This window comes from Streptomyces sp. NPDC050704 (genome assembly GCF_040654355.1).
Lineage (GTDB): Bacteria > Actinomycetota > Actinomycetes > Streptomycetales > Streptomycetaceae > Streptomyces.
Genome location: NZ_JBFAHW010000068.1, coordinates 1 through 25,454, shown reverse-complemented (window position 1 = coordinate 25,454; position 25,454 = coordinate 1). Strand labels below are relative to the sequence as shown.

Below are 25,454 nucleotides of genomic sequence, written 5' to 3'. Positions count from 1 at the left end.
CGCTCGCCGCACACACTTTCCCCCACGAGGAGACGCACCATGACACGCACCAGCCGCAAGGGAACCCACCGGAGCAAGAGGAAGCGCATCACCCTCGTGCTCGCGCCGGTGGTGGCCGCCGGGGTGGCCGTCCCGCTGATGTTCCAGGCGGGTGCCGCCACCCCCTCCGAGGTGTCCAAGGACTGTGCGCAGGACGCCGCCGGACTGGAGAACTGCGAATTCGTCGACGTCCAGTTCAAGAGGAACAACCTGGGGCCCAACAAGCGCGTCTCCCTCCCGTCCGACAACTGCGGATCCACGACCGCTGTCGAGAAGAACTTCGCCGTGGCGGCTTCAGTGGTGAGGTCCATAACCCTCGAAGACGGATTCGTCGCCGCCGCCGATTCCAAGCTCGGCAACTCGTTCTTCGAAATCGGCGCCAAGTTCAACACGACCGAACTGACCCTGGAACGTGACGACACGGGCACCGAATTCTCATTCTCCAGGACCGACAAGGTGCAGCCCGACCACATCGGGTTCTTCATGTGGTCGGAGAAGCGCACCGACGTGAGCGGATTCCTCAGGGCCACGTACAAGGAGGAGCAGAAAGGCCAGAAGGTGTTCTTCTCCCCCAGCGAGGGCGGCACGAGCGTGCATGTCTTCTATCCGCAGCTCCTGAAGAACGGCACCCCTGACGGCCGCCTCTGGCTGCGGAACGTCAAGTGCGGAACGCCCCAGGCCAACGGAGTCCTGAACTCGACGAAAAGCCTGCGAGCGGAACCCGGATTCGGCGAGGGCGGCGACAACGTCACGGACATCGAAATCCCGCAGTCCGAGATCCCGGCGCCGTAACGAACAGCGCCGGGAAGTAGTGGACCGGAAGTAGTGGACGGGAAGTAGTAACGGACAGCGACAACGGAGCCCAACCTGCCCCCGCGCTTCACGCGGGGGCAGCTTCCGTGTATCCGCTGTATTCGCCGTGTTCGCTTGTACGTACCCGCTGTGTCCGCCGTGGCAGCGTGCGGTCGACCCCTGTCAGCGCGCGGTCGATCCCGGGGCGCCGCCGTCCGCGGCCCCCAGCCACCGCAGGACCGCGTCCGTGCCACCCCGGGCGTCCAGCTTGGCGTAGATGTTGCTGAGGTTGTTGCGCACCGTCTTCTCGGTCAGCCTCAGCCGTATCCCGATCTCCTGGGCGCCCAGGCCGGTCGACAGCAACTCCATGATCTGCCGCTCCCGGGGCGAGAGCATGGCCCGCAGCCGTTTCAGGGCGTCGCCGCGCGGATCGGCCATGCGCTGGGCGCCCACCCTGAGCGCCGCACACGCCGCGGGCGAGAGATAGGTGTGGCCGATCACGGCGCTCGTGACCGCCGCGGAGAGCATGCAGGTGCAGTAGTCGCCCTCGACCAGATAGCCGGCTCCGCCGCGGAAGACGTCGACGATCGTGTCCGTGTCCCGTCGGGCACTGATCACGATTACTGACGAGTTCATGTCACCCATAGCACCGAGCAACTCGGGGAAGGCGTCAGCCGGTTCGGCGCAGCGCAGCACGACGACGTCCACGTCAAGGTCGCGCAGGGCGTCGTGGGGCGGTGGCGCGTACAGCACCCGGTCCACGTACGGATCGTCCGGGCTCGGCCAGTCGCTGTGCGGCCAGTCGCCCTCGGCGCACGCCAGGGCGACGGTCAGTCTGCGGGACGGATCGCCCGGAGTGGTGAGAACGGGGGAGCGATGCGCCGTGCCGTGCCTGGAAGATCGCATGTCGCGTGTCCTTCAGCCGAGACCATGACGTCAGTACATACGCGACCCGCCCGGGGCTTGTTCAAGTTTTCAATGAGGTTGTTGTCAGGCTGTCAGACAGGCTCCTCCTGCAGGACTACAAGAACTACAAGAACTACAGAAGCGGGGCCACTTCCGTACCGAACGCCGCCATCTGGTCCGTGAGTTCACCCCGGCTCCGGGACCGGAAACGGACCTGGATCTGATGGACCCCCATCGCCCGGTACGCCCGCAGCGACTCGGCGAGCACTTCGGGGCTCCCGGTGAGCGTGCGGCGCCCCACATCCCACCCCGGCTCCCCCACGTACAGCGGCTCGGTGATGGCGCCGACGACGACGGGCTCGGCGACCCCCGCCTCCTCCCGCAACCGCCGCAGCCGCGCGATCTGCTCCGGCAGCCGCTCCCGCGGGTCCCCCTGCGGCAGCCACCCGTCCCCCTTGACCGCGGCCCTGCGTACGGCGGCGGGCGAGGAGCCGCCGACCCAGAGGGGTACGTGCTCCTGCGCGGGCCGGGGCCGCTGCCCGAGCCCTTCGAAGTCGTACAACTTCCCGTGGTGGGAGGGGAATTCATCCGGCCCGAGGGCGGCCCGCAGCGCGTCGACGCACTCGTCGAGCACGGCCCCCCGCCGCTCGAAGTCCACCCCCAGCGCCTCGAACTCCTCCTGTACGTGCCCGGCGCCGACCCCCAGGATCAGCCGCCCGCCGCTCAGGTGGTCGAGGGTCGCGTACTGCTTGGCGGTGAGGAGGGGATGCCGCAGCCCGACGACGGCGACATGACTGAGGAGCCGTACGCGCGTGGTCACGCCCGCCAGGAAGGCGAGGGTGGCGACCGGGTCGTACCAGACGGTGCTCATGGCGGAGGCGAGCCGCCGCGGGATGCCGACGTGGTCGCAGCTCGCGAGGTAGTCGAAGCCCGAGCGGTCGGCGGCACGGGCGATCTCGACGAGGTCGGCCGGGCCCGCACCGGCCTCCCAGCCCTCGGCGTAGATGGTGCTCTGGGACTGGACGGGAAGCTGCATCCCGTACGCCAGGGCCCCCACGTCCAGTCGCCCTTCCGGCTGCACCTGCATGGGCACACACCCCTAACCTGACGGCCCGTCATATCAATCCAGTGCCGCCCATCGTCATAGCTGACGGCACGTCAGACAAGAGGCGGGGCAAGCATTCACGGGTCGGACGGTCTCTCCGAGGGCCAACTCCCGGCCTTCAGACGATCCGGCCCTGGCCTTCAGCCCGCCCAGAGCCCGTCCTTCGTCAGCCCCAGCAGCTCGATCGCGTTGCGCCGCACGATCCGGTCGACGACGTCCGCGTCCAGGTGCCCCATCTGCGCCTCGCCGACTTCCCTCGACTTGGGCCAAGTGGAGTCGGAGTGGGGGTAGTCGGTCTCGTACAACACGTTGCCCACACCGATGGCGTCCAGGTTCTTCAGCCCGAAGGCGTCGTCGAAGAAACAGCCGTAGACGTGCTCGGCGAAGAGTTCGGACGGCGGCCGGTGGACTTTGTCGGCGACGCCGCCCCAGCCCCGGTTCTCCTCCCACACCACGTCGGCGCGCTCAAGAATGTACGGAATCCACCCGATCTGCCCCTCCGCGTACATCACCTTGAGCTGCGGGAAGCGTTCGAACTTCCCGCTCATCAGCCAGTCCACCATCGAGAAGCAGCAGTTGGCGAAGGTGATGGTGGAGCCGACGGCGGGCGGGGCGTCGGCCGAGGTGGAGGGCATTTTGCTGCTCGACCCGATGTGCATGGCGATGACCGTGCCGGTCTCGGCGCAGGCGGCGAGGAACGGATCCCAGTCGTCCGTATGGATGGAGGGCAGTCCGAGATGCGGAGGAATCTCGGAGAAGGCGACCGCCCGGACACCACGGGCGGCGTTGCGCCGCACCTCCTCCGCCGCCAACTGCGGGTCCCACAGCGGTATGAGGGTGAGCGGTATCAGCCGGCCCTGGGCGTCGGGCCCGCACCACTCCTCGACCATCCAGTCGTTGTAGGCGCGTACCGAGAGGAGCCCGAGCTCACGGTCCTTGGCCTCGGTGAAGGTCTGGCCGCAGAAGCGGGGGAAGGTCGGGAAGCAGAGGCCGGACTGGACGTGGTTGACGTCCATGTCGGCGAGGCGCTGCGGCACGTCGTACGAGCCGGGTCGCATCTGCTCGTACGTGATGACTTCGAGCTTGATCTCGTCCCTGTCGTACCCGACGGCGGTGTCGAGCCGGGTGAGGGGGCGGTGCAGGTCCTCGTAGACCCACCAGTCGCCGATCGGGCCGTCGTCCCCGGGATTGCCCATGACGGGGGCGAACTTGCCGCCGAGGAAGGTCATTTCCTTCAGGGGCGCGCGGACGATGCGCGGCCCCCGGTCCTGGTACTTGGACGGGAGCCGGTCCCGCCAGACGTTGGGGGGCTCCACCGTGTGGTCGTCCACCGAGATGATCTTCGGGAAGGTCTCCATGCGCTTTACGGTAGCGCCGATCTGACGGTCCGTCAGCTACCTGGCGGCACGTGAAGGGAGGCGAGGGGAGGCGTAGGGGAACCGGAAGGGGAGGCGAGTAAGCGGTTTCCCGGACGGCCGGTCGGTTGCGGGGACCCGGTGTGGGGCTTGTGAGGGCTTGCGCGACTTGGCATGGCGGCCTGTGATCGGTGTCTCCCACGGCTGACGCATCCGCCATGAACAAGGCAAACTGGCGTGGTTGTCATGACGTTTCGGCAGGGGGACAGCGATGGACGGTGTACCGCGAGTTTCGCGAGTACCGGAGCAGTGGCGTCCCGAGGAGTCCGCGGCGCTGCGCTTCAGCGTGCTCGGACCGGTGCGCGCCTGGCGCGGGGCGGAGTCGTTGCCCACCGGATCCCCCCAGCAACGTGCCCTGCTGGCGGCCCTGCTGCTCCGCGAGGGCCGCACGGCCACGGCTTCGGAGCTGATCGACGCGCTGTGGGGCGAGGAGCCCCCGTCCCAGGCGCTGGCGGCCGTACGGACCTACGCGTCCCGGCTGCGCAAGGTGCTGGACCCCGGGGTCCTGGTGAGCGAGTCGGGCGGGTACGCGATCCGGTCCCTCGGCGAGGGCGCGCTGGACATAGCCCTGGCCCAGGAGTTGGCGGCGGACGCCGAGAAGGCCCGTAACGCCGGTGATCTGTGCCACGCCCGCGCCCTCCTCAAGAAGACGCTGAGCCTGTGGGACGGGGAGCCGCTGGCGAACGTGCCGGGCCCGTACGCGGAGACGCAGCGGGCGCGCCTTGAGGAATGGCGGCTCCAACTCCTCGAAACCCGCCTCGACATGGACCTGGAGCAGGGCTGCCACGCGGAGGCGGTCTCGGAACTCACGGCACTCACGGCGGCGCATCCCCTCCGCGAGCGGCTGCGCGAGCTCCTGATGCTCGCCCTGTACCGCTCCGGCCGCCAGGCGGAGGCCCTCGCCGTGTACGCGGACACGCGGCGCCTGCTGGCCGACGAACTCGGCGTCGACCCGCGGCCCGGCCTGAAGGAACTCCAGCAGCGGATTCTGCAGGCGGACCCGAAACTGGCGGAACCGTCGGCTCCGGTCGCGGAACCCGCGGCGGCGCCGGTCCGCCCCGCCCAGCTCCCGGCCACCGTGCCCGACTTCACCGGCCGCGCCTCCTTCGTCTCCGAGCTGGGCGATGTCCTCGCCTCCGCCGAGGGCCGGGTCATGGCCGTGTCGGCGCTGGCCGGCATCGGGGGCGTGGGCAAGACGACGCTGGCCGTGCATGTGGCGCACCAGGCGCGCGGGGCGTTCCCCGACGGCCAGCTGTACGTGGACCTCCAGGGCGCGGGCGCACGGGCGGCAGAGCCGGAGACGGTACTGGGCGCCTTCCTACGGGCCCTGGGCACGGCGGACTCGGCGATCCCGGACTCCCTGGAGGAGCGGGCGGCACTGTTCCGGTCGGTGCTGGACGGACGCCGGGTACTGGTGCTGCTGGACAACGCGCGGGACGCCGCGCAGGTGCGTCCGCTACTGCCGGGTACGGAGGGCTGCGCGGCGCTGATCACGTCCCGGATGCGGATGGTGGACCTGGCGGGCGCGCATCTGGTGGACCTGGACGTGATGTCCCCCGAGGAGGCCCTCCAGCTCTTCACGAAGATCGTGGGCCGGGAGCGGGTGGCGTCGGAGAAGGAAGCCGCGCTGGACGTGGTGGCGGCGTGCGGGTTCCTGCCGCTGGCGATCCGGATCGCGGCGTCGCGGCTGGCCGCTCGGCGCACGTGGACGGTGTCGGTACTGGCGGCGAAGCTGGCCGATGAGCGGCGGCGGCTGGATGAACTGCAGGCCGGGGACTTGGCCGTGAAGGCTACGTTCGAGCTGGGGTATGGGCAGTTGGAACCGGCGCAGGCTCGGGCGTTCCGGTTGTTGGGGCTGGCGGACGGGCCGGATATGTCATTGGCCGCGGCTGCGGCTGTCCTGGACCTTCCGACGGAGGAGACGGAGGACTTGCTGGAGTCCCTCGTCGACACATCGCTGCTGGAGTCGGCTGCTCCCGGCCGGTACCGGTACCACGACTTGGTTCGACTCTACGCGCGTGCTTGTGCGGAGAGGGATGAGTTGCCGCCGAGTGAGCCGGGGGCGGCCATGTCTCGGTTGCTGGACTTTTATTTGGCTACGGCGGCTCGGGTTTATGCGATTGAGCGGCCTGGGGATCGGACCGTGGATCACCTTGAGGTGACTCACCAGGCGGGCCAGGAGTTCGGCGACGACGGGACGGCGCTGGATTGGCTGCATGGGGAGGCGGCCTGCATTTTGGCTTGTGTGCAGCAGTCGTTGGAGCCAGGGATGCTGCGGCGTGCCGTCGATCTCCTTCTCGCTTCCAAGGACTTGTCGGAATCCGGGGCAAGTTCACTCCGGTACGAGTCGGCCACATGCGCTGCCCGTGACACTGCGGCCGCACTCGGCGACACTCACGCCGAAGGCCGCGCACGTGTAACGCTCGCCCAAGTACTCAACAATTCTGGGCACTTCGAGAGGGCTGCGGCGGAGGCAGACCGGGCCGCAGAGCTCAGTCACGCGTCCGGAGATCCTTGGACCAGCGGTAATGCTCCGAACGAACAGGGCATCATCGCAAACTGCATGAACCAGCATGCAGCCGGTGAGGCGTATCTCCTCACCGCGATAGAGGCGTTCCGCAGCGACGGCAACCGCCCGGGTGAGGCCAGTGCGTTGTGCAACCTGTCCCGTGGCCTGGACTCGATGAACCGCACAGCGGCAGCAATTGACCTCGCGCGTCAAGGGATGGCCATCTACGACGAACTCGGTCTTACCTTCCGCCTCGCCAACGCCAGATATGCTCTTGGAATCGTTCTCGGCCACGCGGGGCGCCATAACGAAGCGCTGGATCAACTCACACAGGCCCTCCAGGTGTTCGTGGAGAACCGCCAGCGGCTGTGGGAGGGAACCACGCACTTCCGCATCGCCCAGGTTCACCTCTTGGCGCAGAGGGCGGGGCAGGCGGCCCAGCACTCCGAACAGGCGCTCGCCATCGGCTGCATCGGCGGTGACTGGATGCGTGCCAACGTTCTGACCCTCCTGGGGAAGTCCCTCCACCGCCTCGGACAGATCGACCGCGCGCGAGCCTGTTGGCGCGACGCCCTGGTCATCTACGAGGACTCAGGGGCCCACGAGGCCAACGAAGTACGTGGTCTCCTCAACCCGGTGGCGGCAGCCTGAACCACCCGCCGGAGAGGCGTTCATCGAATGTTTATGAGCGGCTGCCACTCTCTAGCACATCGATCCGTCGCGTCGGGGGGCAGGCGGGTCGCAAGGGCCCCACGGATATGGTGGGCGGCCTCAGAACGCCCGTTCGGCAGCCCTCGGGGGAGTTGCTGAGCGGGCGTTCCCACCCCGCGGACCGTCAATTCCACAGGAGTTCTCCATCATGAGCGATGCCAAGAAGGACCAGGACCTCACCACGCAGGACAGCCACCAGCCTGTCCCGCCGAGCGACAACAAGATCACCACCCTGGACAGTCACCAGCCCGCCCCGCCCAGCGACGGCGAGGTCACGACCCTGGACAGCCACCAGCCCGCCCCGCCCAGCGACAACAAGATCACCACCCTGGACAGCCACCAGCCCGCCCCACCGACTCTCGGCTCCTAAGAACTTCACTCCCGACGGGGATCGGCCGCGGTGGCGCGGAGGGGGAGCCACCGCGGCCGATGTATGTCCGGAGCACGGTTCAGGTCAATCGGTGGCGCGAACCGTTCGACCCCCTCGAACAAATGCCCCTCCCGCAGCTAGCGTCTCTTCTTGTTCGGAAGTCCCCTCTCCCTCAGGAGTCGGTATGACCCGTACCAAGAAGATCCTCGCCACGATCGCCCTGATGCTCGGCATCACCGCGGCGGTCGCGAACCCGGCGATGGCCGACAACAGCCCGCCGGTCGCCCCGCCGGACAACAGCGCGCCGGTTGCCCCGCTGGACAACACCCCGCCGGTCGCCCCGCTGGACAGCCACCTGCCCTGACGCAGCACTTCCCCGATGGGGGCCAAGCCCACCCGGCTCGGCTCCCATCGGCATGTTCGGCCGACACCCGCGCTACAGCCCTCTTACCGCCACCCCAACCCCGCACAGCTTCTTCATGTCGTCCTCGTCCGAAGTGAAGAGCACCGTATTCCCGCCCTGCCGTCCCGCGATCACCGCAAGCGCCGCGTCGATCGCGTACTTGTGCCCGTGCAGCCCGGCGCCCTCCAGCAGCGCGATCGCAGCGTCGGCGATCTCCCTCGTCACGGGCTCGACCACGACACGGGACATGGCCCACGCCCAGGCCGGGCGCTTCACCTGGCCGTGGTACGCCTCGATCAGCGTCATGGAACTGGTCACCACGCGAAGACCCGAGCGGCGGGCGTCCTTGAGCCTGGCCAGCATCGCCCGCTCGCCGAGCACCGCCCGCGACAGTGCCTCACAGTCCAGCACGTAGCAGTTCGCCACCCTCAACTCGCCTTCGGGTAGTGCTCGTCGGTCGGAGCCTCACGCTCGGCGAAGCCACGCTCGATCTCCCGGCGTTCCGCCTCGGCCGCAGCGAGCTCGGCCTCGGTGACGGGGCCGTGCTCCTCCTCCAGCCACGCCACCAGCTCCCCCAACCGGTCCTGCTCCCGCTGACGCTCTATGGCCTGAGTGACGTACGCGCTGAACCCGCCGGGCCCGACCTCCCGCCGGATCTCCTCGGCAAGCTCCTCCGGCAGCGTCACGGTGTACTTCTTGGTTGCCATACCACTTACCATACCGACCTTCTCCGCGTTCGGCCCGCCGCGTTCCACCTCATCGATCAGCTCGCTGTACCGATCAAGAACCGCCATCGCCGCCGCCATGAAGACCCCCCGTTCCCGAGTCACCGCACCTCCCCCAACTCGCACCACACCGTCTTGCCCGCCGCCCCCTGCTCCACGCCCCACCGCAACGCCACCGCGTCGAGCAGCGCCAGCCCCCGCCCCGACTCGTCGTCCCCCGTGGCGCAGAGGAGCACGGGCAGGGCGCGCGGATCGGGGTCGGCCACCTCGACCCGGATCCGGCCCTCCCCCGCACGCATCACCCGTACACGAACGGGGGTCCCCTCTCCCACATGCCGGACCACATTGCCGACCAACTCCGTGACGCAGAGCTGGACGTCGTCGCAGGGTTCGCCCAGGCGCCGGCGGATGGCGTGACGAAGGTCGGGTACGGCCTTGGGGAAGGCGAGCAGGTCGAGCTCAAGAACCGGCAGGGAGTTCACTGTCCGACCGCCCCTCGCAGGGCGGCGGTCGGTGTGGACGCGGGAGGTTCGGGGTCTTGCATGGTGGGGGACGCCTTTCCGTGCGTACGGCGAATGCGCTCTGTGATGATTCGGTCACACGTTGACGCCAAGCCGCGTACCGTAACAGGGGTTTCGGCTGCGCAGGACAACTGGCAAACGGCGGTGATGAGTTGTGCCCCCACGCAAGGATCCCGACGCGTCGGCGAACGTCCCCTCCTTCTATGGCGCCGAGTTGCGCTTTCAGAGGGAGCTGGCAGGCCTCACGCTCGAACAACTGGCGGAGGGGAGCTTTCGCGGCATCCCTTTCCTGAGCCAGATCGAGCGAGGCGAGCGCCGCATGCCGCTGGATCTCGCCGAGCACGTCGACAGGGTGCTCGACACGGACGGCTTTTTCGAGCGCCGCTGTGAAGATGCGCGCAGGGCACGGCAGTCGGGGCACGCGGAGTACTTCGCGGACGTGGCGGAGATGGAGCGGCACGCGGAGTCGATCGAGGACTGGGCGCCGATGATCGTGCCTGGGCTCCTGCAGACGGCTGCGTATACGCGCGCGATCGTACGAGCGGCCATGCCTCGGGCCTCGGACGAAGAGGTCGAGAAGAAGGTGAGCGCGCGGATGGCACGGGCGGAGCTCTTCGACTCGCAGGATCCGCCGAAGTTCTGGGCGATCCTCGACGAGTCGCTGATCCGTCGCCCAGTCCTCCCGGACGAGCAGATGGCCGAGCTGCTGGATCACATCGTGAAGGTGGCCCGGACCACGCGCTCCATTTTGCAGATCGTCTCGGAAAACGCCACCGCCCACCCGTTCATGATGGGCATGACCAGGGTCATGACGTTCCCGGACGCTCCTCCCGTGGTGTACGTCGAGAGTCTGCACAGCGGCCAACTCATCGACTACCCGGCGCTCGTGAAGCAGTACCGAGAGTCGTACGATCTGCTCAGGGCCGCCGCACTGCCGCCTGAGGCGTCCCTCGCCATGATCGAGGCTGCGGCAGAGGACTATCGAAATGGCAAGCCACGAGATTGACTTGAGCGCCGCCCAGTGGCGCAAGAGCAGCTACAGCAACGGCACCGGCGGTGAGTGTGTCGAAGTCGCCGGAGACTTCCCTGGCGCCGCACTCTGGCGCACAAGCAGCTACAGCAACGCCACCGGCGGCGACTGCGTCGAAGTCGCCACCGGCCTCCCCGGAGTAATCCCCGTACGCGACTCCAAGTTCGACAACGGCCCCGTACTCCTGATCGCCCCCACCCCCTGGTCCGCCTTCCTCGCAAGCCTGAGGAAGTAACTGGAAGGTTTGGGACACCCACAGGCCCCCGTAGCCGTCCCAAACCTTCCAATTACCACGCCTCCACCGTTATCCACAGGCTCAGCCAGCGTGATCGGCTCTCCGGGATGCTGGGGGCGTGGATCATCGTGGCGAACCCCTACTCACCCTCGCTCAAGAAGGTGTGCTGCTCACCTCCCGTGCCCTTGAGGCCGGTTGGGCGGCCCGGCCGCTCTCCCGGGCGCTCCGGAGAGAGGGCTGGACTCCTGTCCGGGCCGGGGTCTGGGTCGAGCCGGGGCGCGCGGTTGACCTCTCGGTGCGGCTGCGGGCCGTGCAGCTTCTGCGGCCGGGGCTCGTCGTGAGTCATCGGTCGGCGGCCTCGGTCTGGGGGATCGAGACGCTCAGCCCGGTGGTCCGCGGGTCGGGGCCCCTGGAGTTCATCGACCCGGAGCGCGCGGTTCGCCGCCAGGGCGAGGGCGTTCTCGTCCACCGCATGACCCTCGGGGCCGAAGAAACAGCCCGGCACGGGGGCCTGCGCGTGACCGGCGTCGACCGTACGCTCGGCGACCTCCTTCGGGCCGGGCCCCGGGACGACGCCCTCGTTTCCGTCGAGTCCGCCCTCACCCGGCGGCGGGTCGGGCAGGTCCGCCGTCCGCCGCTCACGACCAGGGCCCGGATCGCCCTCGCGCTCGAAGTCCCCGCGCGCGGGGCCGACAGAGCTCACGGCTGGTTGCGGCTCGCCGACCTGAGCGCCGGTTCACCCGCCGAGACCGTCGCGCGCCTGCGCCTGCACGAGGCGGGACTTCGCCCCGAGGCCCAGGCCGAACTCCGTACGCCCGACGGTCGCCGCCGCTACCTGGACTTCCTCTTCCGGGCGGAGGGCCTGGCCGTCGAGATCGAGGGGTACGCGTACCACGGCACCCGGGAGTCCCACCGCCGGGACCTCACCCGCTTCAACGAGGTTCTCCGGTGCCCCGAGGTCCGCCTGCTCCTCCGCTACACCGCGGCGGACGTCTTCCACCACCCCGCGCGAATGATCGAGGAAATCCACGTCGGCCTCGCGACTCTCCGTGACTCAGGCACGTACTCCTGCTCCTGATACGGCCTTGGGTCCGCACAGGAGAAGCACCAAGGTTCAGTAGGTTGTTTGAGGTCCTGCTATCGGCGGGTCTCCGCCGGCTCGTAGGCGCGCACCTCGGCGAGGAGGCGATCCATGTCGGCCCGCTTCTCCTCGGGAGTCCGTACCGGCAGCCCGGCGGCCCTTCGACGCTCGTCGGCCCGACGCTTGACTTCCTCCCAGCTGACGGCGTTCATTCGTACTCCCTCGTGTGCAACTCGCACTCATACGTCAGATATCGTCCGGCAGCAGCCGGAACGCCGCCTCACCCGTGAGCGGGCGCATCATCCGGAAGTGGCGGTCGGTGGTGAAGATGTCGATGGTCTGGAAGGCGGCGGCCAGAACCACGTTCATGGCGTCCGCGAGCCCCACACCCTTGCCGCCCCCGGCGTCTTCATAGCCGCGCATCACGGCCATCGCACCACGCAGGTGCGGCGCGGCCTCGGGGACCTCGAAACGCCGGGACTCCACCTGGCCTGCGATGAAGTCCAGGGCGTTCATCGACGCCTTGGGGCCCACCCGTTCCGTGAGGAGGTAGTCGAGTTCGGTGAGGACCATGGGCGAGACAACCAGGTGGCCGACGCGGGCAAGGGCCGCGCGGTGTGCGGAGTGACGTGGGTCTTTCGGCGTGAACAGACGATAGAGCGTGTTGGTGTCCGCGACCACCACAGGAATCACGGGTAGGGGTGCTTCAGTCATCGAGTCCGCCCATCCCCCGCAGCGTCTCGTCGATCTCGTCGTCGCTTAGGGCCGGCCCGCCCAGGTCGGGGAGTTCAAGCGGCCCCATCGGGTCGGTTCTGAAGGCGTACACGGGCGGCCCCGTACGAATCCCGTCACGCACTCCGTGGGGAACGATGTCCCCTATCGGCACACCGTCCTTGGTGATCGTGACGGTCTCCCCCGCCTCGACCCGGGCCATGACCCGCGATGTCTGCTGATTGAGTTCACGTAGCGGAACTTCCCGGTGACTGCCCATAATCGCGAGTGTACTACTCGTCCTACACTCGCCACCAGGGCAAAGGTGTACGGCACCGCCCAGTCCGCGGCCCCCTCACCGCCCCCGCAACTCCCCCTTCACCACCTTCCCGCTCGCGTTCCGAGGCAGTTCCGCCACGAACTCCACCACCCGCGGCACCTTGTAGTTCGCCATCTCCCGTCGGGACCAGGCGATCAGGTCGTCCGATGTGAGAGTGGTCGCGCCGGGCCGTCGTACTACATACGCCTTGCCCACCTCCCCCAGGCGGGGGTCCGGGATGCCGATCACCGCCACGTCGGCCACGTCGGGGTGCAGGCCTAGGAGTTGCTCTATCTCGGCGGGGTAGGCGTTGAAGCCGCCGACGATGAACATGTCCTTGATGCGGTCCGTGATGCGCAGGTTGCCCGCCTCGTCCAGGACGCCTACGTCGCCCGTGCAGAGCCAGCCGGCCGGGGTCAGGACCTCGGAGGTGGCCGGGGCGTCCTCGTAGTAGCCGCCCATGACGTTGAAGCCGTGGACCAGGACCTCCCCCGGGGTGCCGGGGGCGACGGCCTCGCCCCTCGCGTTCACCACCTTCACCTCCGTGCCCGGGATCGCCCGGCCGGACGTCGACGCGATCACGTTCGGCTCGTCGCCCCGGCGGCACATCGTGACGATTCCGCTCGCCTCGGAGAGTCCGTACGCCGTCAGGACCGTGCCCACTCCCAGTTCCGTCCGGAGTCGTTCCACCAGTTGGAGCGGCACCACCGCCGCGCCCGTCACGACCAGGCGGAGGGCCGAGAGGTCGTACGAGTCGCGGGAGGGGTGGTCGAGGAGGGACTGGTGGAGGGTCGGCGGGCCGGGGAGGACCGAGATCCGCTCCGAGGCGACGTTGGCCAGGACCGTGTCCACGTTGAACACCGGCTGCGGGATCATCGTCGCGCCCCGCATCAGGCAGGCGATCACGCCGGCCTTGTAGCCGAAGGTGTGGAAGAAGGGGTTCACGATCAGGTAGCGGTCGCCCCGGCCCAGGCCGGCCAGTTCGCTCCACACGGCGTACGCCCGCAGGGTCTGCGCGTGCGTGATCACGGCACCCTTCGGGCGGCCCGTCGTGCCCGAGGTGAAGATGATGTCCGAGGGGTCGTCACCGTCGATGGCGGCGATCCGCGCCCGTACGGCCTCCGCGTCCACCCCGTCGCCGCTCGCCAGGAAGTCCTTCCAGGTACGGAAGTCGGCCGGGGCGTCGTCCGACAGGACCACCACCTGTTCCAGGTGCGGCAGGCCGGGAAGCGGTCCGGCCCCCTCCCCGGCCCCCTCGCCATCCCCGACTCCCTCCCCCTCACCGGCCGCCCGCCGCAGCGACGCCACGTACGACGTCCCGAGGAACGTGCCCGTCACGAAGAGCAGCCTGGCGCGGCTGCGGGACAGTACGTACGCCGCCTCCGTGCCCTTGAAGCGGGTGTTCAGCGGGACGAGGACCGCGCCCGCCGACACCGCGCCCAGTGAAGAGACGATCCAGTCCAGGGTGTTGGGCGCCCAGATCGCCACCCGGTCGCCCGGTTCGGCTCCGTTCGCGACGCAGGCCGCGGCCGCGCGTTCCACTCGGGCGCCCAGTTCCGCGTACGAGACGCGGGTACGGCCCTCCACGACCGCCTCGGCGTCCGGGAACCGTGCCACCGCCGACCTGACAAGGCCGGGAATGCTGCCCCACTCCAAGTCACCGCGCACAGCGGGCCTCCCACGGTTGCCACACCACTAGCTGACTACCCGTCAGATTAGCTGTAGCCTGACGCCCTGTCAGCCACAGCCGCCGGGCCGTCACACGGAGGTGCGCGCACATGGCACGGATCACGGCAAGTACCGGGGCAAGTACCACGGCGGGGATCAAGGCAGGGATCAAGGACGCCACCGCCGTCGTCGGGATCGGGGAGACCTCCTTCGCCAAGCAACTCCCGGAAAATGAGAAGGCCTTGGCCTGTCGGGCTATAGTCGCCGCCCTCGACGATGCCGGGATCGCGCCGGCCGAAGTCGACGCGCTCGCCTCCTACACCATGGAGGAGACCGACGAGGTGGAGGTGGCCAAGGCCGTCGGGTTCGGGGACCTGACCTTCTTCAGCAAGGTGGGGTACGGGGGTGGCGGGTCCTGCGCCACCGTCGCCCATCTCGCCGCCGCCGTCGCCACCGGGCAGGCCACGGTCGGGGTTGCCTGGCGGTCGCGGAAGCGGGGGTCGGGGCCGCGCCCGTGGAAGAACACCGCCGCCCAACTGCCCACCCCCGCCCAGTGGACCCGCCCCTTCGGCCTGCTCCGGCCCGCCGACGAGATCGCCATGCTGACGCGTCGTTACATGCACGAGTACGGGGCGACGCGGGACCATCTGTTCAACGTCGCCCTCGCCTGCCGCAACCGGGCCAATCAGAATCCGCGCGCGATCATGTACGAGCGGCCGCTGACCCGGGACATGTATATGACCTCCCGCTGGATCAGCGAGCCCCTCTGCCTCTTCGACAACTGCCTTGAGACGGATGGGGCGTTGGCCTGCGTGGTCGTCTCCGCCGATCGGGCGCGGGACTGCCGGCACACCCCCGTGTACGTCCACTCCGCAGCCCAGGGCCTGCCCGCCCAGCACCACGGGATGGTCAACTACTGGAACGACGACCCGCTCACCGGGCCCGCCTGGGCCGCCGCCCGACACCTGTGGAAACATGCCGACTTCGGCCCGGAGGACGTCGACGTGGCCCAGATCTACGACGCGTTCACCCCCCTCATACCGCTCTCCCTCGAGGGCTACGGCTTCTGCGAGCGGGGCGAGGGCGGGGCGTTCACCGAGGGAGGCGCACTCGAAATCGGCGGACGGCTGCCCCTCAACACGAGCGGCGGCGGGCTCTCGGAGGCATACGTCCACGGCTTCAACCTCATCAACGAGGGCGTGAAGCAGCTCCGGGGCACGAGCACCGCCCAGGTCCCCGACGCCGCCACCTGCCTGGTCACGGCAGGCGAGGGAGTACCGACCTCCGCGATCCTCCTCAGGAGCTGACCCATGCCAGGACCCACGCCGGGGGCCGTACCGGTCCCCATGCCGACCGCGACCGAGCCCCTCCTCTCCCCCGTCGTCGACGACGACGGCGCCCCCTTCTGGGAGTACGCGGCCCAGGGCGAGCTGCGTATCCAGGCCTGCGCCGAACCGGACTGCGGCGAACTCCGTTTCCCGCCCCGCCCCTGCTGCCCGCACTGCCAGTCCTTCGACAGCGAGTGGCGGAGGATGAGCGGGAAGGGGCGGGTGTGGTCGTACGTCGTCCCGCATCCGCCGCTGCTGCCTGCCTACGCCGCCCATGCCCCGTACGGCGTCATCGTGGTCGAGCTGGCGGAGGCACCCCGGATCCGGCTGGTCGGGAACCTCGTCACCGGGCCCGGCGCACCGCTCGACTCCGTGCCGCCGGAGCGTCTGCGGATCGGGGCGAAAGTGCAGGTGGTCTTCACCGGCGACGGGCTGCCCCAGTGGGTACTGGAGCGGCCATGACCCTGCGTATCAGTACCGACAAGGACACCGGCGTCGCCGTGCTCACCCTCGACCGGCCCGAGAAGCTCAACGCGATCGACCTCGACACGGCCGCCGAACTGGCCGCCGCGTGGCGGGAGTTCAGGTTCGACGACTCCGTACGCGCGATCGTCGTCACGGGTGCGGGCGAGCGGGCCTTCTGTACGGGGCTCGACCGTGACGCCGAGGTGCCGCAGCCCGGCTCCCCGTACACGGTGGACGAGCCGCTCACCATGACCGGGCCGAAGGCGAACGACCTCTGGAAGCCGGTCGTCGCCGCCGTCAACGGGATGGCCTGCGGAGGCGCCTTCTATCTGCTGGGCGAGGCCGAGTTCATCGTGGCCGACGAGCACGCGACCTTCTTCGATCCGCATACGACGTACGGGATGGTCAGCGCCTGCGAGTCGATCTACATGGCGCAGCGGATGCCGTTCGGGGAGGTGGCGCGGATGGCGTTGATGGGGACGGCGGAGCGGATCTCGGCCCGGCGGGCGTACGAGGTGGGGCTGGTGTCCGAACTCACCGCGCCGGGCGGGGCACGCAAGGCCGCCGTACGGTGCGCCGCCGTCATCGCCTCCTACCCGACCGAGGCCGTCCAGGGCACCGTACGAGCCGTATGGGCCGCGAAGGAGGCGGCCCGCGCGCAGGCACTCACGCACGCGCCGCACCTCATCGCGCTCGGCAACCTGCCGGGCGAGCGGCAGTCGGAACTGTTCGGCGCCCGTCGCCCGGACGGCTTCCGGGTGCGGTGAGCCGCGCGGGGCGCCACCGGGCCGGTCACTCTCAGTTATGCCGCATGGCGGTCGTCGCCCGCCCGGCGTAGCGTCTGAAGCGAAGTGAGAGCTGGGAATGGAGGCTCGCGTATGGTCCGCAACCTGCTCGGGTCGGTGCTCGCTCTCGCCGGAGCGACGGCCGCCGTATGGAGCCCCTTCCGTGCCTGGTACGACGGCCGTCACGGGCGGCACTACCGCCTCGGGGACCTGTTCTCCGAGGACGGTGTCACCGGCGTCCGCCCGGAACTCTTCGCCTCGCTCTTCCTGCCGTTCGCGGTGGCCGCGCTGATCACGGTGGTCGGGCTGCTGCTCCGGTCGCGGCTGCTGGTGGGGCTGGCCGGGGTGGTCGTCCTCGGCTTCACCGTGCTGTGGATGGTGCGGGTGGGGCAGGCGGAGGACAGCCTGACCGTCACCGGGGACGCGGGCAGGGGGCTGGGCGTGGGTACGGGGCTCGCCTTTGGCGGTGGGGTGCTGTTGCTGGTGGCCGCGGTGGTCCTCCGGGGGCGCGGTCGGCGTGCGGCGCCCGTCGCTCCGGCGGAGCCGTCGGGTCCGTCGGTCCCGACTCTCGACGGGCCGCACCCTCGTGAGCCCGGGTACACGACTCCGGCCGAGGACGCGCCCACCGCGACGTGGCGGCGTCCGCCGATGGATCACAGCTGAGCGGCTGGGGAGTTGGGCGCTGCCGCAGCACGTATGGATCTGCGGGCCGGTTGTGGCTGGTCGCGCCCACGCGGCGGAGCCGCATATCGACACAGCCCCGCGCCCCTTAGGCGCGTGCCGTTCCCGTGCCCTTCTCCGCGTCCAGGGCGTACACGCAGCGGTCCTTGCTGCACGCGTACACCACGCCGTCCTTGACGACCGGGGCGCCGGTGATCTCGCCGCCGGTGGCGAGCTTCCAGCGCAGGCGGCCGTCGTCGGCCTTCAGGGTGTAGAGGAGGTGGTCGGTGGAGCCGAAGTGGATGCGGCCGTCGGCGACGGCGGGCGCGCCCACGAGCTCGCCGCCCGCCTGGAAGCGCCACTTGGGCGTGCCGGTGACGGCGTCCAGCGTGTAGAGCCCCTTGCCGCTGCCGACGTGGACGTGACCGGCCGAGACGAGGACCGGGTCGATGGAGGCGCGGGACTCGGTGGCGATGCGCCAGCGGTCGCGGCCGTCGGTGGCGTCGAGGGCGTAGACCGTGCCGAGGTAGTCGGCGAGGTACACACCGCCGCCCGTGACGGCCGGGCCCGGCGCGAAGGTGGGCGGGCTCAGGAACACCGCGGGCGCCTCGAAGTGCCAGCGCACGTGCCCGCCGGCGATGTCGATGGCGAGGACCCGGGTGCCGGCCGACACGTACACGTATCCGTCGTCGGCGTGCGTCAGACGGACGGGGACGCCGCCGCAGGAGGCCGCGTCGCCGATGGGGTACGACCAGCGCTCCTCGCCGGTACGGGCCTCCAGGGCGCGCAGCCGGGCGTCCTGCCAGACGTAGACCGTGCCGTCGTGGATGGCGGGTCCGGCCTCGGGCGACTCGAAGTCGCTCTGCGCTCCGGTGATCTCCCAGAGCTTCTGGCCGTTGGAGGCCTCCCAGGCCTGTACGCCGCCGCCGCGGGTGCCGGTGACGACGGTGCCGCGGTCGGCCTTGAGGGAGTACACCCAGGCGTCGGTCGGCAGCCGCCACAGGTCGGTGCCCTGGCGGGCGTCGAGGGCGAAGAGGGTGGGGCCGTCGGAGGCGTGCACGCGGCCGTCGGCGACCGCCATCGACCAGGCGACGTCCCGGGTCTTGAAGCGGCGCCGCCCGGTGGCCACGTCCAGGGCGTGCACCTCGAAGGAGGTGACGTAGACGAGGTCGCCGGCGACAGCGGGCGTCCCCCACACGTCGTTCGACATGCGGAAGCGCCACGGCCGCCAGGACGAGCCGGAGTCCGGCCCGGGGGCCGGCGGCCCGGCCACCGGACCGGGACCGGGTGCGACGGGGTCGGCGCCGTTCACACCGGGGCGCGGCCGGGACCAGGAGGCGGCGAGGCCCGCCTCGGGAGGCGGCGCCTTCACGGCGGCGGCCCGGGCGTCGGCGACGCGCGGACCGGGCCCGATGGGCACCTGGCCGCCGGCCAGCCGCACCGGCCCGGTGTCGGGGGCGCCGCCGCGCCGTCCGTTGCCCGCGCCCACCGGGACGGGCGGGCTGTGCGGCGGCGGGGGCGGCACCACGGGCGCGCCGCGTCCGCCGCTGCGCGGGGAGTGCGGTTTCGGGGGCGCCGGGCGGCCGCCGCGGCGCGTCTCGATCAGGCCCACGGCCCGCTCGGGCAGCCACGCGGACGCCGTACCGCTGTCGTCGGAGCCGGAGCCGAAGAGGTGGGGGGCGAGCTGCGCCTGGAGGTCGGCGGGGTTGGGGCGGGCGGTCGCCTCCATCTGCATGCAGGACTCGATCAGCGGCCGCAGCTCGTTCGGGAGGCCTTCGAGGTCCGGGCCCTCGCGGAGGAGCATGAAGACGGTCTCGACGGGGTTCGCGCCGTGGAAGGGCGCGTGTCCTGTGGCGGCGAAGACGAGCATCGAGCCGAGCGAGAAGACGTCGCTCGCGCCGGTCACGCTTCGGGAGTCCTTCGCCTGTTCGGGCGACATGTAGGCGGGCGTGCCGACGGCGACGTTCGTCATGGTCAGGCGGGTGTTGGAAACCCCTGACGCGATACCGAAGTCGATGACGCGCGGCCCGTCCTCGACGACGAGGACGTTCGACGGCTTGAGGTCGCGGTGCACGAGCCCGGCGCCGTGGATGGACTGCAGGGCCTCCGCGACACCCGCCGCGAGCCAGCGGACCGCCTGGGCCGGCATCGGCCCGCACTCGGTCACTATTTCTTCGAGGGAGGGCGCGGGCACGTACGCGGTGGCCAGCCACGGCACGGCCGCACGCGGGTCGGCGTCGACCACGGCCGCCGTGTAGAAGCCGGAGACGGCCCGGGCCGCCTCCACCTCACGGGTGAAGCGGACCCGGAAAAGCTGGTCCTCGGCGAGCTCCGTGCGGACCGTCTTGATCGCCACCCGCCGGCCCGAGGCCGAGCGCGCGAGATAGACCAGCCCCATGCCGCCGGCGCCGAGCCGTCCCAGCACCTCGAACGGCCCGATCCGCCGCGGATCGTGCTGTGTCAGCTGATCCACCACTTGCCTGCCACCTCCCCGTACGCGGCTGCGCTTCCAGCCACTGCGCAGCGTCTCACCACCGAACCGCTCCGGCGGCACGCACCCCGATTCTTCCTGGCCCGGCCATAGGTTGCGAACCCGGGCCGGAATGTGGATGTCTCGGGGCGTTCCCGCATAAAAACCCCGCGTCTGCCTCATTTTTCAAGGCCCCCCGCCGCTTCTCGACCCCTTTCGGTGCCTTTCAGCGCTGGAGAACCGCGAAGGACGCTCCTTGATTGTCGGTGACGACAGCCACCCGCCCGTACGAAGCGTCGAAGGGCGGCGCCTGGATCCGGCCGCCGAGGCGCACCACCGTACCGAGTACGGCGTCGCAGTCCGCCACCCCGAAATGGACCAGGAAGTGGGGCGGCATCTCGGCGGGGAAGACGTCGGAGACGGGGGCGCGGCCGAAGTCGGGGGTGGCGCCGTCGCCGAAGAGGGCCTCGTGGAAGAGGTCGCCGTAGAAGGAGTTCGCGGCGGCCGTGTCCCGCGTGTACAGCTCGGCCCAGCCGAAGGAGCCGGGGCCGTGCCGCTTGCCGAAGCCGGGGTGCGTGTCGCCCTCCCACAGCCCGAACACGGCGCCCTCGGGGTCGGCGGCGAGCGCCGTCGTGCCGTACGGGCCCACCGGCACCGGTGCCGTGATCACCTGGCCGCCCGCCTCCTCGATCCGGTCGGCCAGCGCGGCGGCGTCCGGGGTGGCGAAGTACACCGTCCAGACGGTGGGCATCCGGCCGTCCCGCTTGGGAGCGAGGGCCGCCACGGGCTCCCCTTCGAGGAGCGCCCGTACGGAGGGCACGGAGGAGGCGGCGGGCACGGGGGACGCGGAGACCCCGTACCCCTCCTCGAAGGCCTCGAAGGTCCACCCGAAGAGCTCACCGTAGAAGCGCTGGCCCGCCGCGACGTCCGGAAGCTGGGCGTCGACCCAGCAGGGGACGCCCTCGGCGAACGCGGCAGATGCCTCAGATCCAGCCATGCCGCCAAGCTAACGGCCTTTCGCACATCCCGCAGAGTGTGCGGCGGCCCTTCTGTCCGAGCTCCGCCCGGCCCTTGTCCGAAACTCTGCCGGAGAACTCTGCCCAAGCCCTGCCGGAGCTCTGCCGGAGCTCTGCCGGAGCTCTGCCGGAGTCCTGCCAGTGCCCTGCCAGCGCCCTGTCCGAGCGTGTGCACCCCATTTGCAGTCGGCCGAATCGCGCTCCGATCACCCCTCGGTAAGCTGACGGCATGACAGGACAAGTGCGTACCGTCGACGGCCGTGTGGCCGGTCGGCGCGGGCAGGCGACGCGGCAGAAGCTGCTCGACTGCCTCAGCGAGATGCTCAGCTCCTCGCCCTACCGCGACGTCAAAGTCATCGACGTCGCCCGGAAGGCGGGCACTTCACCGGCGACCTTCTACCAGTACTTCCCGGACGTCGAAGGCGCCGTCCTGGAGATTGCCGAGCAAATGGCCGCGGAGGGCGCCGGGTTGACCCAGGTGCTCGAAGGGCGCTCCTGGGTCGGCAAGGCGGGCTGGCAGACCGCGCAGGAACTCGTGGACGGCTTCCTCGACTTCTGGCGCAAAAACGATGCCATCCTCCGCGTCGTCGACCTGGGCGCCGCCGAGGGCGACAAACGCTTCTACAAGATCCGCATGAAGATCCTGAACTCCGTGAACAACTCCCTTACGGACACGGTCAAGGAGCTTCAGGCCAAGGGCAAGGTCGACAAGGACGTCAGCCCGGCGGCGATGGCGGGCTCCCTCGTCGCGATGCTCGCGGCGGTGGCCTCGCACCAGAAGGGCTTCCAGACGTGGGGCGTCAAGCAGGCTGAACTCAAGCCGAACCTCGCCCTGTTGGTGCATCTGGGCGTGACGGGCAAGAAGCCGACCAAGTAGCGCGCCCCGCTTACCAGGCACACGTCCTGTCACGCAGGCGGCAGTTCACTTCGGTGGGCTGCCGCCTGTCGCGTTCGCGGCTCGTGTCTCGGGCTCGCGCCTCCTTCAACTTCGTACGATCCGGAAGAGCCGGATCTCGCGTGTGACTCGGGCCTGATAGGTCGCGTACGGCGGCCAGAACTCCAGCAGCGCCTTCCACGCCGTATCGCGCTCCTCGCCCTTCAGCAGATGGGCGGTGACCGGGATGTCCTCGCCCTGCCAGCTGACCTCGGCGTCGGGATGGGCGAGCAGGTTGCCGGTCCAGGCGGGGTGATCGGTCCGCCCGAAGTTGGACCCGATGAGAATCCAGCTGCGAACCGCGTCCCCCACCCCTTCCTCCGGCATACAGGCGAGTGGCGTACGCCGCGGAAGCCCGCTCTTCGCACCGCGCGCCGTGAGGATGACCCCCGGCAGCATCTGGGCACTGAGTAGGACTTTCCCGCGTGTCAGCCGGTGTACGGCGCGGTCCAGCGCGGGGATGACGTGCGGGGCGACCTTCGCGAAGGCTCGGGTGGAGGACACCTTCTGGACGAGCCGGACGCCTGGCAGCCGCGAGGGCCGGGACGGTTGGTTCTCGGGCTCGTTCTTGGGCTCGTTCTTGGGCATCAGACCGTCACCTCTCCGCCCTCGAAGAGCCGCGCCGCGTCCGCCGCGTGCGCGCGTAGCCGGTGGACCGGGCCGAAGAGCAGTTCGTCCCCGGCCGCCCGCTTGAAGTACAGGTGCGCCTCGTGCTCCCAGGTGAAGCCGATACCGCCGTGCAGCTGGACGGCCTCGGAGGCGGTGGTGCGCAGGGCCTCCAGTGCCTGCGCGAGGGCGAGCCCGCCCGCGCGCTCGCCTCCGGCGGCCGTCGCCCAGGCCGCGTAGTACGCGGCCGAACGTGCCGCCTGGACCTGTACGTACAGATCGGCCAGCCGGTGCTTCACTGCCTGGAACGATCCGATCGCGCGCCCGAACTGCTCGCGCTGCTTGACGTACTCGACGGTCCGTTCCAGTACGCGGTCGGCGGCGCCGACCGCCTCCGCGGCGAGGACTGCGGCGGCCGCGTCCCCCACGGCGGCGAGCGCGGCGCCCACAGCGGTGGGCACATCTGAGGACGTGTCGCCGAGCAACTCGGCTTCCACGTACCGGAGTTGGAGGCGGGCTTGTGGCCGGGTCCCGTCGAGGGAGGTCTGCCGTACGCGGGTCGCGCCGTCCCGCGGCAGGTCCCGTACGAGGAAGAGGCGCGTACGGGACCGGGCGAAGCCCCCGGTGTGCGCGGCCACGACCAGCAGTTCCGCGCTGTATCCGTCGAGCACCTGGTCCGCCTGCCCGTACAGCCGCCACCCGCCCTCGGCCGTCTGCCGTGCCTGGACGCCGCCGGCCCGGCCGCCGCCTGCCCAGTCGCCGTGGTTGTCGCCGGTCAGGCCGAGGGCGGTGGGCAGGACCGCGCCCGGCACGGCGAGGGCGGCGGTGAGCCGGCCGGCGGCGATGCGGGGGAGCAGCTCGGCGCGCTGGCCCTCCGTGCCGAGCGCGAGGAGGAGTGGGACGCTCAGCACGGCGGTCGCGAGGAGCGGTGACGGGGCGAGGGCGCGGCCCAGTTCCTCACTCGCCAGGGCGAGTTCGGTGAGGGTGCAGCCCGCTCCCCCGTACTCCTCGGGAAGCGCGAGGCCGGGCAGCCCGAGCTGTTGCGCGAGGGCTTCCCAGAGCGCGGGGTCGTACCCGTCCGCGGTCCCCGCGGCGGCCCTGACCTCCTCCGGCCCGCACCGCTTGAGGAGCAGCTCACGGAGGGTGCGGCGGATCTCGTCCTGTTCCGCGGTGAAGGTGGCGTCCATCGGCGGGCTCCTCCCCGGGCCGGTTCACCGGCTCCGGCTGGCTACCGGCTGTCGGCTACGGCTGCCTGATCTGACGGGGCGTCATGTTAGAGCGGGGATCGGGAGATGCACAGGGTTGCGACACCTCCCGCACTCTGTCTTACCTGATGTACCGTCAGATTCCATGACTCCGACTGGAACACCGACTGGGACTGGGACTCCAGGGAACCGCAAAGTGGCCGTAGTCGGCGTATCCCTCTCCGACTGCGGCCGCGTCGACGACGCGACGCCGTACGCCCTGCACGCCCAGGCGGCTCGCCGCGCCCTGGCCGACTCGGGGCTCGACCGCTCGGTGGTGGACGGCTTCGCCTCGGCGGGCCTGGGTGTGCTGGCGCCGGTCGAGGTGGCCGAGTATCTGGGCCTGCGGCCCACCTGGGTCGACTCCACCTCGGTCGGCGGCTCGACGTGGGAGGTCATGGCGGCCCACGCGGCGGACGCGATCGCCGCCGGGCATGCCAATGCGGTGCTGCTGGTGTACGGGTCCACCGCCCGGGCGGACATCAAGGCGGGGCGGCGTACGGGCAACCTGTCGTTCGGTGCGCGCGGGCCCGCGCAGTTCGAGGTGCCGTACGGCCATACGCTCATCGCCAAGTACGCGATGGCCGCGCGCCGTCACATGCACGAATACGGCACGACGCTGGAGCAGTTGGCGTCGGTGGCCGTGCAGGCGCGGGCGAACGCGGCGCTGAATCCGGGGGCGATGTTCCGGGAGCCGATCACTGTCGACGACGTTCTGTCGGGGCCGATGATCGCGGATCCGTTCACCAAACTGCACTGCTGCATACGGTCGGACGGGGGTGCGGCGGTGTTGCTGGCGGCGGAGGAGTACGTGCGCGACTGCCGTACGGCTCCTGTGTGGGTTCTCGGCACCGGTGAGCACGTCTCGCACTCCGCCATGTCCGAGTGGGCGGATTTCACGGTGTCGCCGGCTGCGGTGAGCGGGCGGATCGCCTTCGGTCGGGCGGGAGTTCGGCCGGGGGACGTGGATGTGGCGGAGATCTACGACGCGTTCACGTACATGACGCTGGTGACGCTGGAGGATCTGGGGTTCTGCAAGAAGGGGGAGGGGGGTGCGTTCGTGGCCGGGAAGGGGCGGCTGACGGTCGGCGGTGAGCTGCCGGTGAACACGGACGGGGGTGGGCTGTCGGCCCAACACCCCGGTATGCGGGGACTGTTCCTGCTGGTGGAGGCCGTGCGGCAGCTGCGGGGGGAGGCTGGGGAACGGCAGGTACGGAAGGGTGGGGGGCGGCTTCCGGAGGTGGCGGTTGCGTCGGGGACGGGTGGGTGGTTCTGCTCTTCGGGGACGGTGGTGTTGGGGCGGGGGTGACGTTGTCTGCGGGTGCGTTGTGGCTGGTCGCGCAGTTCCCCGCGCCCCTGGGGTGGTGGGTGGTGGGGCCGGTGCCGCGACGGGATATCCGATCGCC

27 protein-coding genes are annotated in these 25,454 nt (G+C 70.2%); 13 read left to right on the top strand and 14 right to left on the bottom strand.

Features of this window, described 5'->3' with window-relative positions; translation table 11 throughout:
• The first annotated feature begins 39 nt into the window (after window positions 1-39).
• Entirely contained in the window at window positions 40-831 is a 792-nt protein-coding gene (locus AB0I18_RS32790; RefSeq protein ID WP_363109276.1) for a hypothetical protein, read from the top strand.
• A 183-nt stretch (window positions 832-1,014) separates the two neighbouring features.
• Here AB0I18_RS32790 and AB0I18_RS32785 read toward each other — a convergent pair whose 3' ends face one another.
• From AB0I18_RS32785 to AB0I18_RS32775, 3 genes are all read right to left on the bottom strand, one after another.
• Window positions 1,015-1,737 (bottom strand): response regulator transcription factor, encoded by a 723-nt coding sequence (locus AB0I18_RS32785; protein WP_363109275.1) that lies wholly within the window; start codon window positions 1,735-1,737, stop codon window positions 1,015-1,017.
• Window positions 1,738-1,870: 133 nt separating this feature from the next.
• Window positions 1,871-2,824 carry an LLM class F420-dependent oxidoreductase gene (locus tag AB0I18_RS32780; RefSeq protein WP_363109274.1) on the bottom strand — a complete coding sequence of 318 codons (954 nt, stop codon included), beginning with the start codon at window positions 2,822-2,824 and terminating at the stop codon, window positions 1,871-1,873.
• 158 nt (window positions 2,825-2,982) lie between these two features.
• Window positions 2,983-4,200 (bottom strand): amidohydrolase family protein, encoded by a 1,218-nt coding sequence (locus AB0I18_RS32775; RefSeq protein ID WP_363109273.1) that lies wholly within the window; start codon window positions 4,198-4,200, stop codon window positions 2,983-2,985.
• Window positions 4,201-4,468: 268 nt separating this feature from the next.
• Here AB0I18_RS32775 and AB0I18_RS32770 point away from each other — a divergent pair, with 268 nt between their 5' ends.
• The 3 genes from AB0I18_RS32770 to AB0I18_RS32760 all read left to right on the top strand — a co-directional run bounded on the left by AB0I18_RS32770 (window position 4,469) and on the right by AB0I18_RS32760 (window position 8,211).
• On the top strand, window positions 4,469-7,417 hold the full coding sequence (locus AB0I18_RS32770) for a BTAD domain-containing putative transcriptional regulator (protein ID WP_363109272.1): 2,949 nt from the start codon (window positions 4,469-4,471) through the stop codon (window positions 7,415-7,417).
• A 208-nt stretch (window positions 7,418-7,625) separates the two neighbouring features.
• Window positions 7,626-7,847, top strand: a complete 222-nt coding sequence (locus tag AB0I18_RS32765; RefSeq protein WP_363109271.1) for a sigma-like protein — start codon at window positions 7,626-7,628, stop codon at window positions 7,845-7,847.
• 184 nt (window positions 7,848-8,031) lie between these two features.
• The gene (locus tag AB0I18_RS32760) at window positions 8,032-8,211 is read left to right on the top strand and encodes a hypothetical protein (protein ID WP_363109270.1); all 180 of its coding nucleotides are present in this window, start codon (window positions 8,032-8,034) and stop codon (window positions 8,209-8,211) included.
• A gap of 72 nt (window positions 8,212-8,283) precedes the next feature.
• Here the strand turns inward: AB0I18_RS32760 and AB0I18_RS32755 are convergent, their stop codons facing one another.
• From AB0I18_RS32755 to AB0I18_RS32745, 3 genes are all read right to left on the bottom strand, one after another.
• Entirely contained in the window at window positions 8,284-8,682 is a 399-nt protein-coding gene (locus AB0I18_RS32755; protein WP_363109269.1) for a type II toxin-antitoxin system VapC family toxin, read from the bottom strand.
• Window positions 8,679-8,957 (bottom strand): hypothetical protein, encoded by a 279-nt coding sequence (locus AB0I18_RS32750; RefSeq protein WP_363109268.1) that lies wholly within the window; start codon window positions 8,955-8,957, stop codon window positions 8,679-8,681. Before AB0I18_RS32750 ends, AB0I18_RS32755 begins: the two co-directional genes overlap by 4 nt.
• Window positions 8,958-9,076: 119 nt before the next feature.
• Entirely contained in the window at window positions 9,077-9,457 is a 381-nt protein-coding gene (locus tag AB0I18_RS32745) for an ATP-binding protein (protein WP_363109267.1), read from the bottom strand.
• Window positions 9,458-9,650: 193 nt separating this feature from the next.
• On the opposite strand from AB0I18_RS32745, the gene AB0I18_RS32740 reads away from it, so the two are divergent.
• From AB0I18_RS32740 to AB0I18_RS32730, 3 genes are all read left to right on the top strand, one after another.
• Window positions 9,651-10,502, top strand: a complete 852-nt coding sequence (locus tag AB0I18_RS32740) for a helix-turn-helix transcriptional regulator (protein ID WP_363109266.1) — start codon at window positions 9,651-9,653, stop codon at window positions 10,500-10,502.
• Entirely contained in the window at window positions 10,483-10,761 is a 279-nt protein-coding gene (locus tag AB0I18_RS32735; protein WP_363109265.1) for a DUF397 domain-containing protein, read from the top strand. The genes AB0I18_RS32740 and AB0I18_RS32735 overlap by 20 nt, the downstream gene beginning before the upstream one ends.
• 118 nt (window positions 10,762-10,879) lie before the next feature.
• Window positions 10,880-11,839, top strand: a complete 960-nt coding sequence (locus AB0I18_RS32730) for a hypothetical protein (RefSeq protein ID WP_363109264.1) — start codon at window positions 10,880-10,882, stop codon at window positions 11,837-11,839.
• Between the two features lie 59 nt (window positions 11,840-11,898).
• Here the strand turns inward: AB0I18_RS32730 and AB0I18_RS32725 are convergent, their stop codons facing one another.
• The 4 genes from AB0I18_RS32725 to AB0I18_RS32710 form a co-directional block, all read right to left on the bottom strand.
• The gene (locus tag AB0I18_RS32725) at window positions 11,899-12,054 is read right to left on the bottom strand and encodes a hypothetical protein (protein WP_363109263.1); all 156 of its coding nucleotides are present in this window, start codon (window positions 12,052-12,054) and stop codon (window positions 11,899-11,901) included.
• Between the two features lie 34 nt (window positions 12,055-12,088).
• Window positions 12,089-12,556 (bottom strand): PIN domain-containing protein, encoded by a 468-nt coding sequence (locus tag AB0I18_RS32720; RefSeq protein ID WP_363109262.1) that lies wholly within the window; start codon window positions 12,554-12,556, stop codon window positions 12,089-12,091.
• The gene (locus AB0I18_RS32715; protein ID WP_363109261.1) at window positions 12,549-12,833 is read right to left on the bottom strand and encodes a type II toxin-antitoxin system prevent-host-death family antitoxin; all 285 of its coding nucleotides are present in this window, start codon (window positions 12,831-12,833) and stop codon (window positions 12,549-12,551) included. Before AB0I18_RS32715 ends, AB0I18_RS32720 begins: the two co-directional genes overlap by 8 nt.
• 75 nt (window positions 12,834-12,908) lie before the next feature.
• Window positions 12,909-14,540: a fatty acid--CoA ligase family protein gene (locus AB0I18_RS32710; RefSeq protein ID WP_363109260.1), complete on the bottom strand. Its 1,632-nt coding sequence runs from the start codon at window positions 14,538-14,540 to the stop codon at window positions 12,909-12,911.
• 110 nt (window positions 14,541-14,650) lie between these two features.
• On the opposite strand from AB0I18_RS32710, the gene AB0I18_RS32705 reads away from it, so the two are divergent.
• From AB0I18_RS32705 to AB0I18_RS32690, 4 genes are all read left to right on the top strand, one after another.
• On the top strand, window positions 14,651-15,847 hold the full coding sequence (locus AB0I18_RS32705) for a lipid-transfer protein (protein ID WP_363109259.1): 1,197 nt from the start codon (window positions 14,651-14,653) through the stop codon (window positions 15,845-15,847).
• A 3-nt stretch (window positions 15,848-15,850) separates the two neighbouring features.
• The gene (locus AB0I18_RS32700) at window positions 15,851-16,330 is read left to right on the top strand and encodes an OB-fold domain-containing protein (RefSeq protein ID WP_363109258.1); all 480 of its coding nucleotides are present in this window, start codon (window positions 15,851-15,853) and stop codon (window positions 16,328-16,330) included.
• Window positions 16,327-17,100 carry an enoyl-CoA hydratase/isomerase family protein gene (locus AB0I18_RS32695; RefSeq protein WP_363109257.1) on the top strand — a complete coding sequence of 258 codons (774 nt, stop codon included), beginning with the start codon at window positions 16,327-16,329 and terminating at the stop codon, window positions 17,098-17,100. The genes AB0I18_RS32700 and AB0I18_RS32695 overlap by 4 nt, the downstream gene beginning before the upstream one ends.
• A gap of 111 nt (window positions 17,101-17,211) precedes the next feature.
• Window positions 17,212-17,781 (top strand): hypothetical protein, encoded by a 570-nt coding sequence (locus tag AB0I18_RS32690; RefSeq protein ID WP_363109256.1) that lies wholly within the window; start codon window positions 17,212-17,214, stop codon window positions 17,779-17,781.
• Between the two features lie 106 nt (window positions 17,782-17,887).
• Here AB0I18_RS32690 and AB0I18_RS32685 read toward each other — a convergent pair whose 3' ends face one another.
• Window positions 17,888-20,254, bottom strand: coding sequence for a serine/threonine-protein kinase (locus AB0I18_RS32685; RefSeq protein WP_363109255.1), 2,367 nt, complete (start codon window positions 20,252-20,254; stop codon window positions 17,888-17,890).
• 220 nt (window positions 20,255-20,474) lie between these two features.
• Window positions 20,475-21,245, bottom strand: a complete 771-nt coding sequence (locus AB0I18_RS32680) for a VOC family protein (RefSeq protein WP_363109254.1) — start codon at window positions 21,243-21,245, stop codon at window positions 20,475-20,477.
• A gap of 248 nt (window positions 21,246-21,493) precedes the next feature.
• On the opposite strand from AB0I18_RS32680, the gene AB0I18_RS32675 reads away from it, so the two are divergent.
• Window positions 21,494-22,141, top strand: a complete 648-nt coding sequence (locus AB0I18_RS32675; RefSeq protein WP_363109253.1) for a TetR family transcriptional regulator — start codon at window positions 21,494-21,496, stop codon at window positions 22,139-22,141.
• A gap of 105 nt (window positions 22,142-22,246) precedes the next feature.
• On the opposite strand, the gene AB0I18_RS32670 is transcribed toward AB0I18_RS32675, so the two are convergent.
• Window positions 22,247-22,729 carry a nitroreductase family deazaflavin-dependent oxidoreductase gene (locus AB0I18_RS32670; RefSeq protein WP_363109304.1) on the bottom strand — a complete coding sequence of 161 codons (483 nt, stop codon included), beginning with the start codon at window positions 22,727-22,729 and terminating at the stop codon, window positions 22,247-22,249.
• Between the two features lie 56 nt (window positions 22,730-22,785).
• The gene (locus AB0I18_RS32665) at window positions 22,786-23,991 is read right to left on the bottom strand and encodes an acyl-CoA dehydrogenase family protein (RefSeq protein ID WP_363109252.1); all 1,206 of its coding nucleotides are present in this window, start codon (window positions 23,989-23,991) and stop codon (window positions 22,786-22,788) included.
• Between the two features lie 163 nt (window positions 23,992-24,154).
• Between AB0I18_RS32665 and AB0I18_RS32660 the strand changes: the two genes are divergently transcribed.
• The gene (locus tag AB0I18_RS32660) at window positions 24,155-25,357 is read left to right on the top strand and encodes an acetyl-CoA acetyltransferase (protein WP_363109251.1); all 1,203 of its coding nucleotides are present in this window, start codon (window positions 24,155-24,157) and stop codon (window positions 25,355-25,357) included.
• Window positions 25,358-25,454 lie beyond the last annotated feature (97 nt).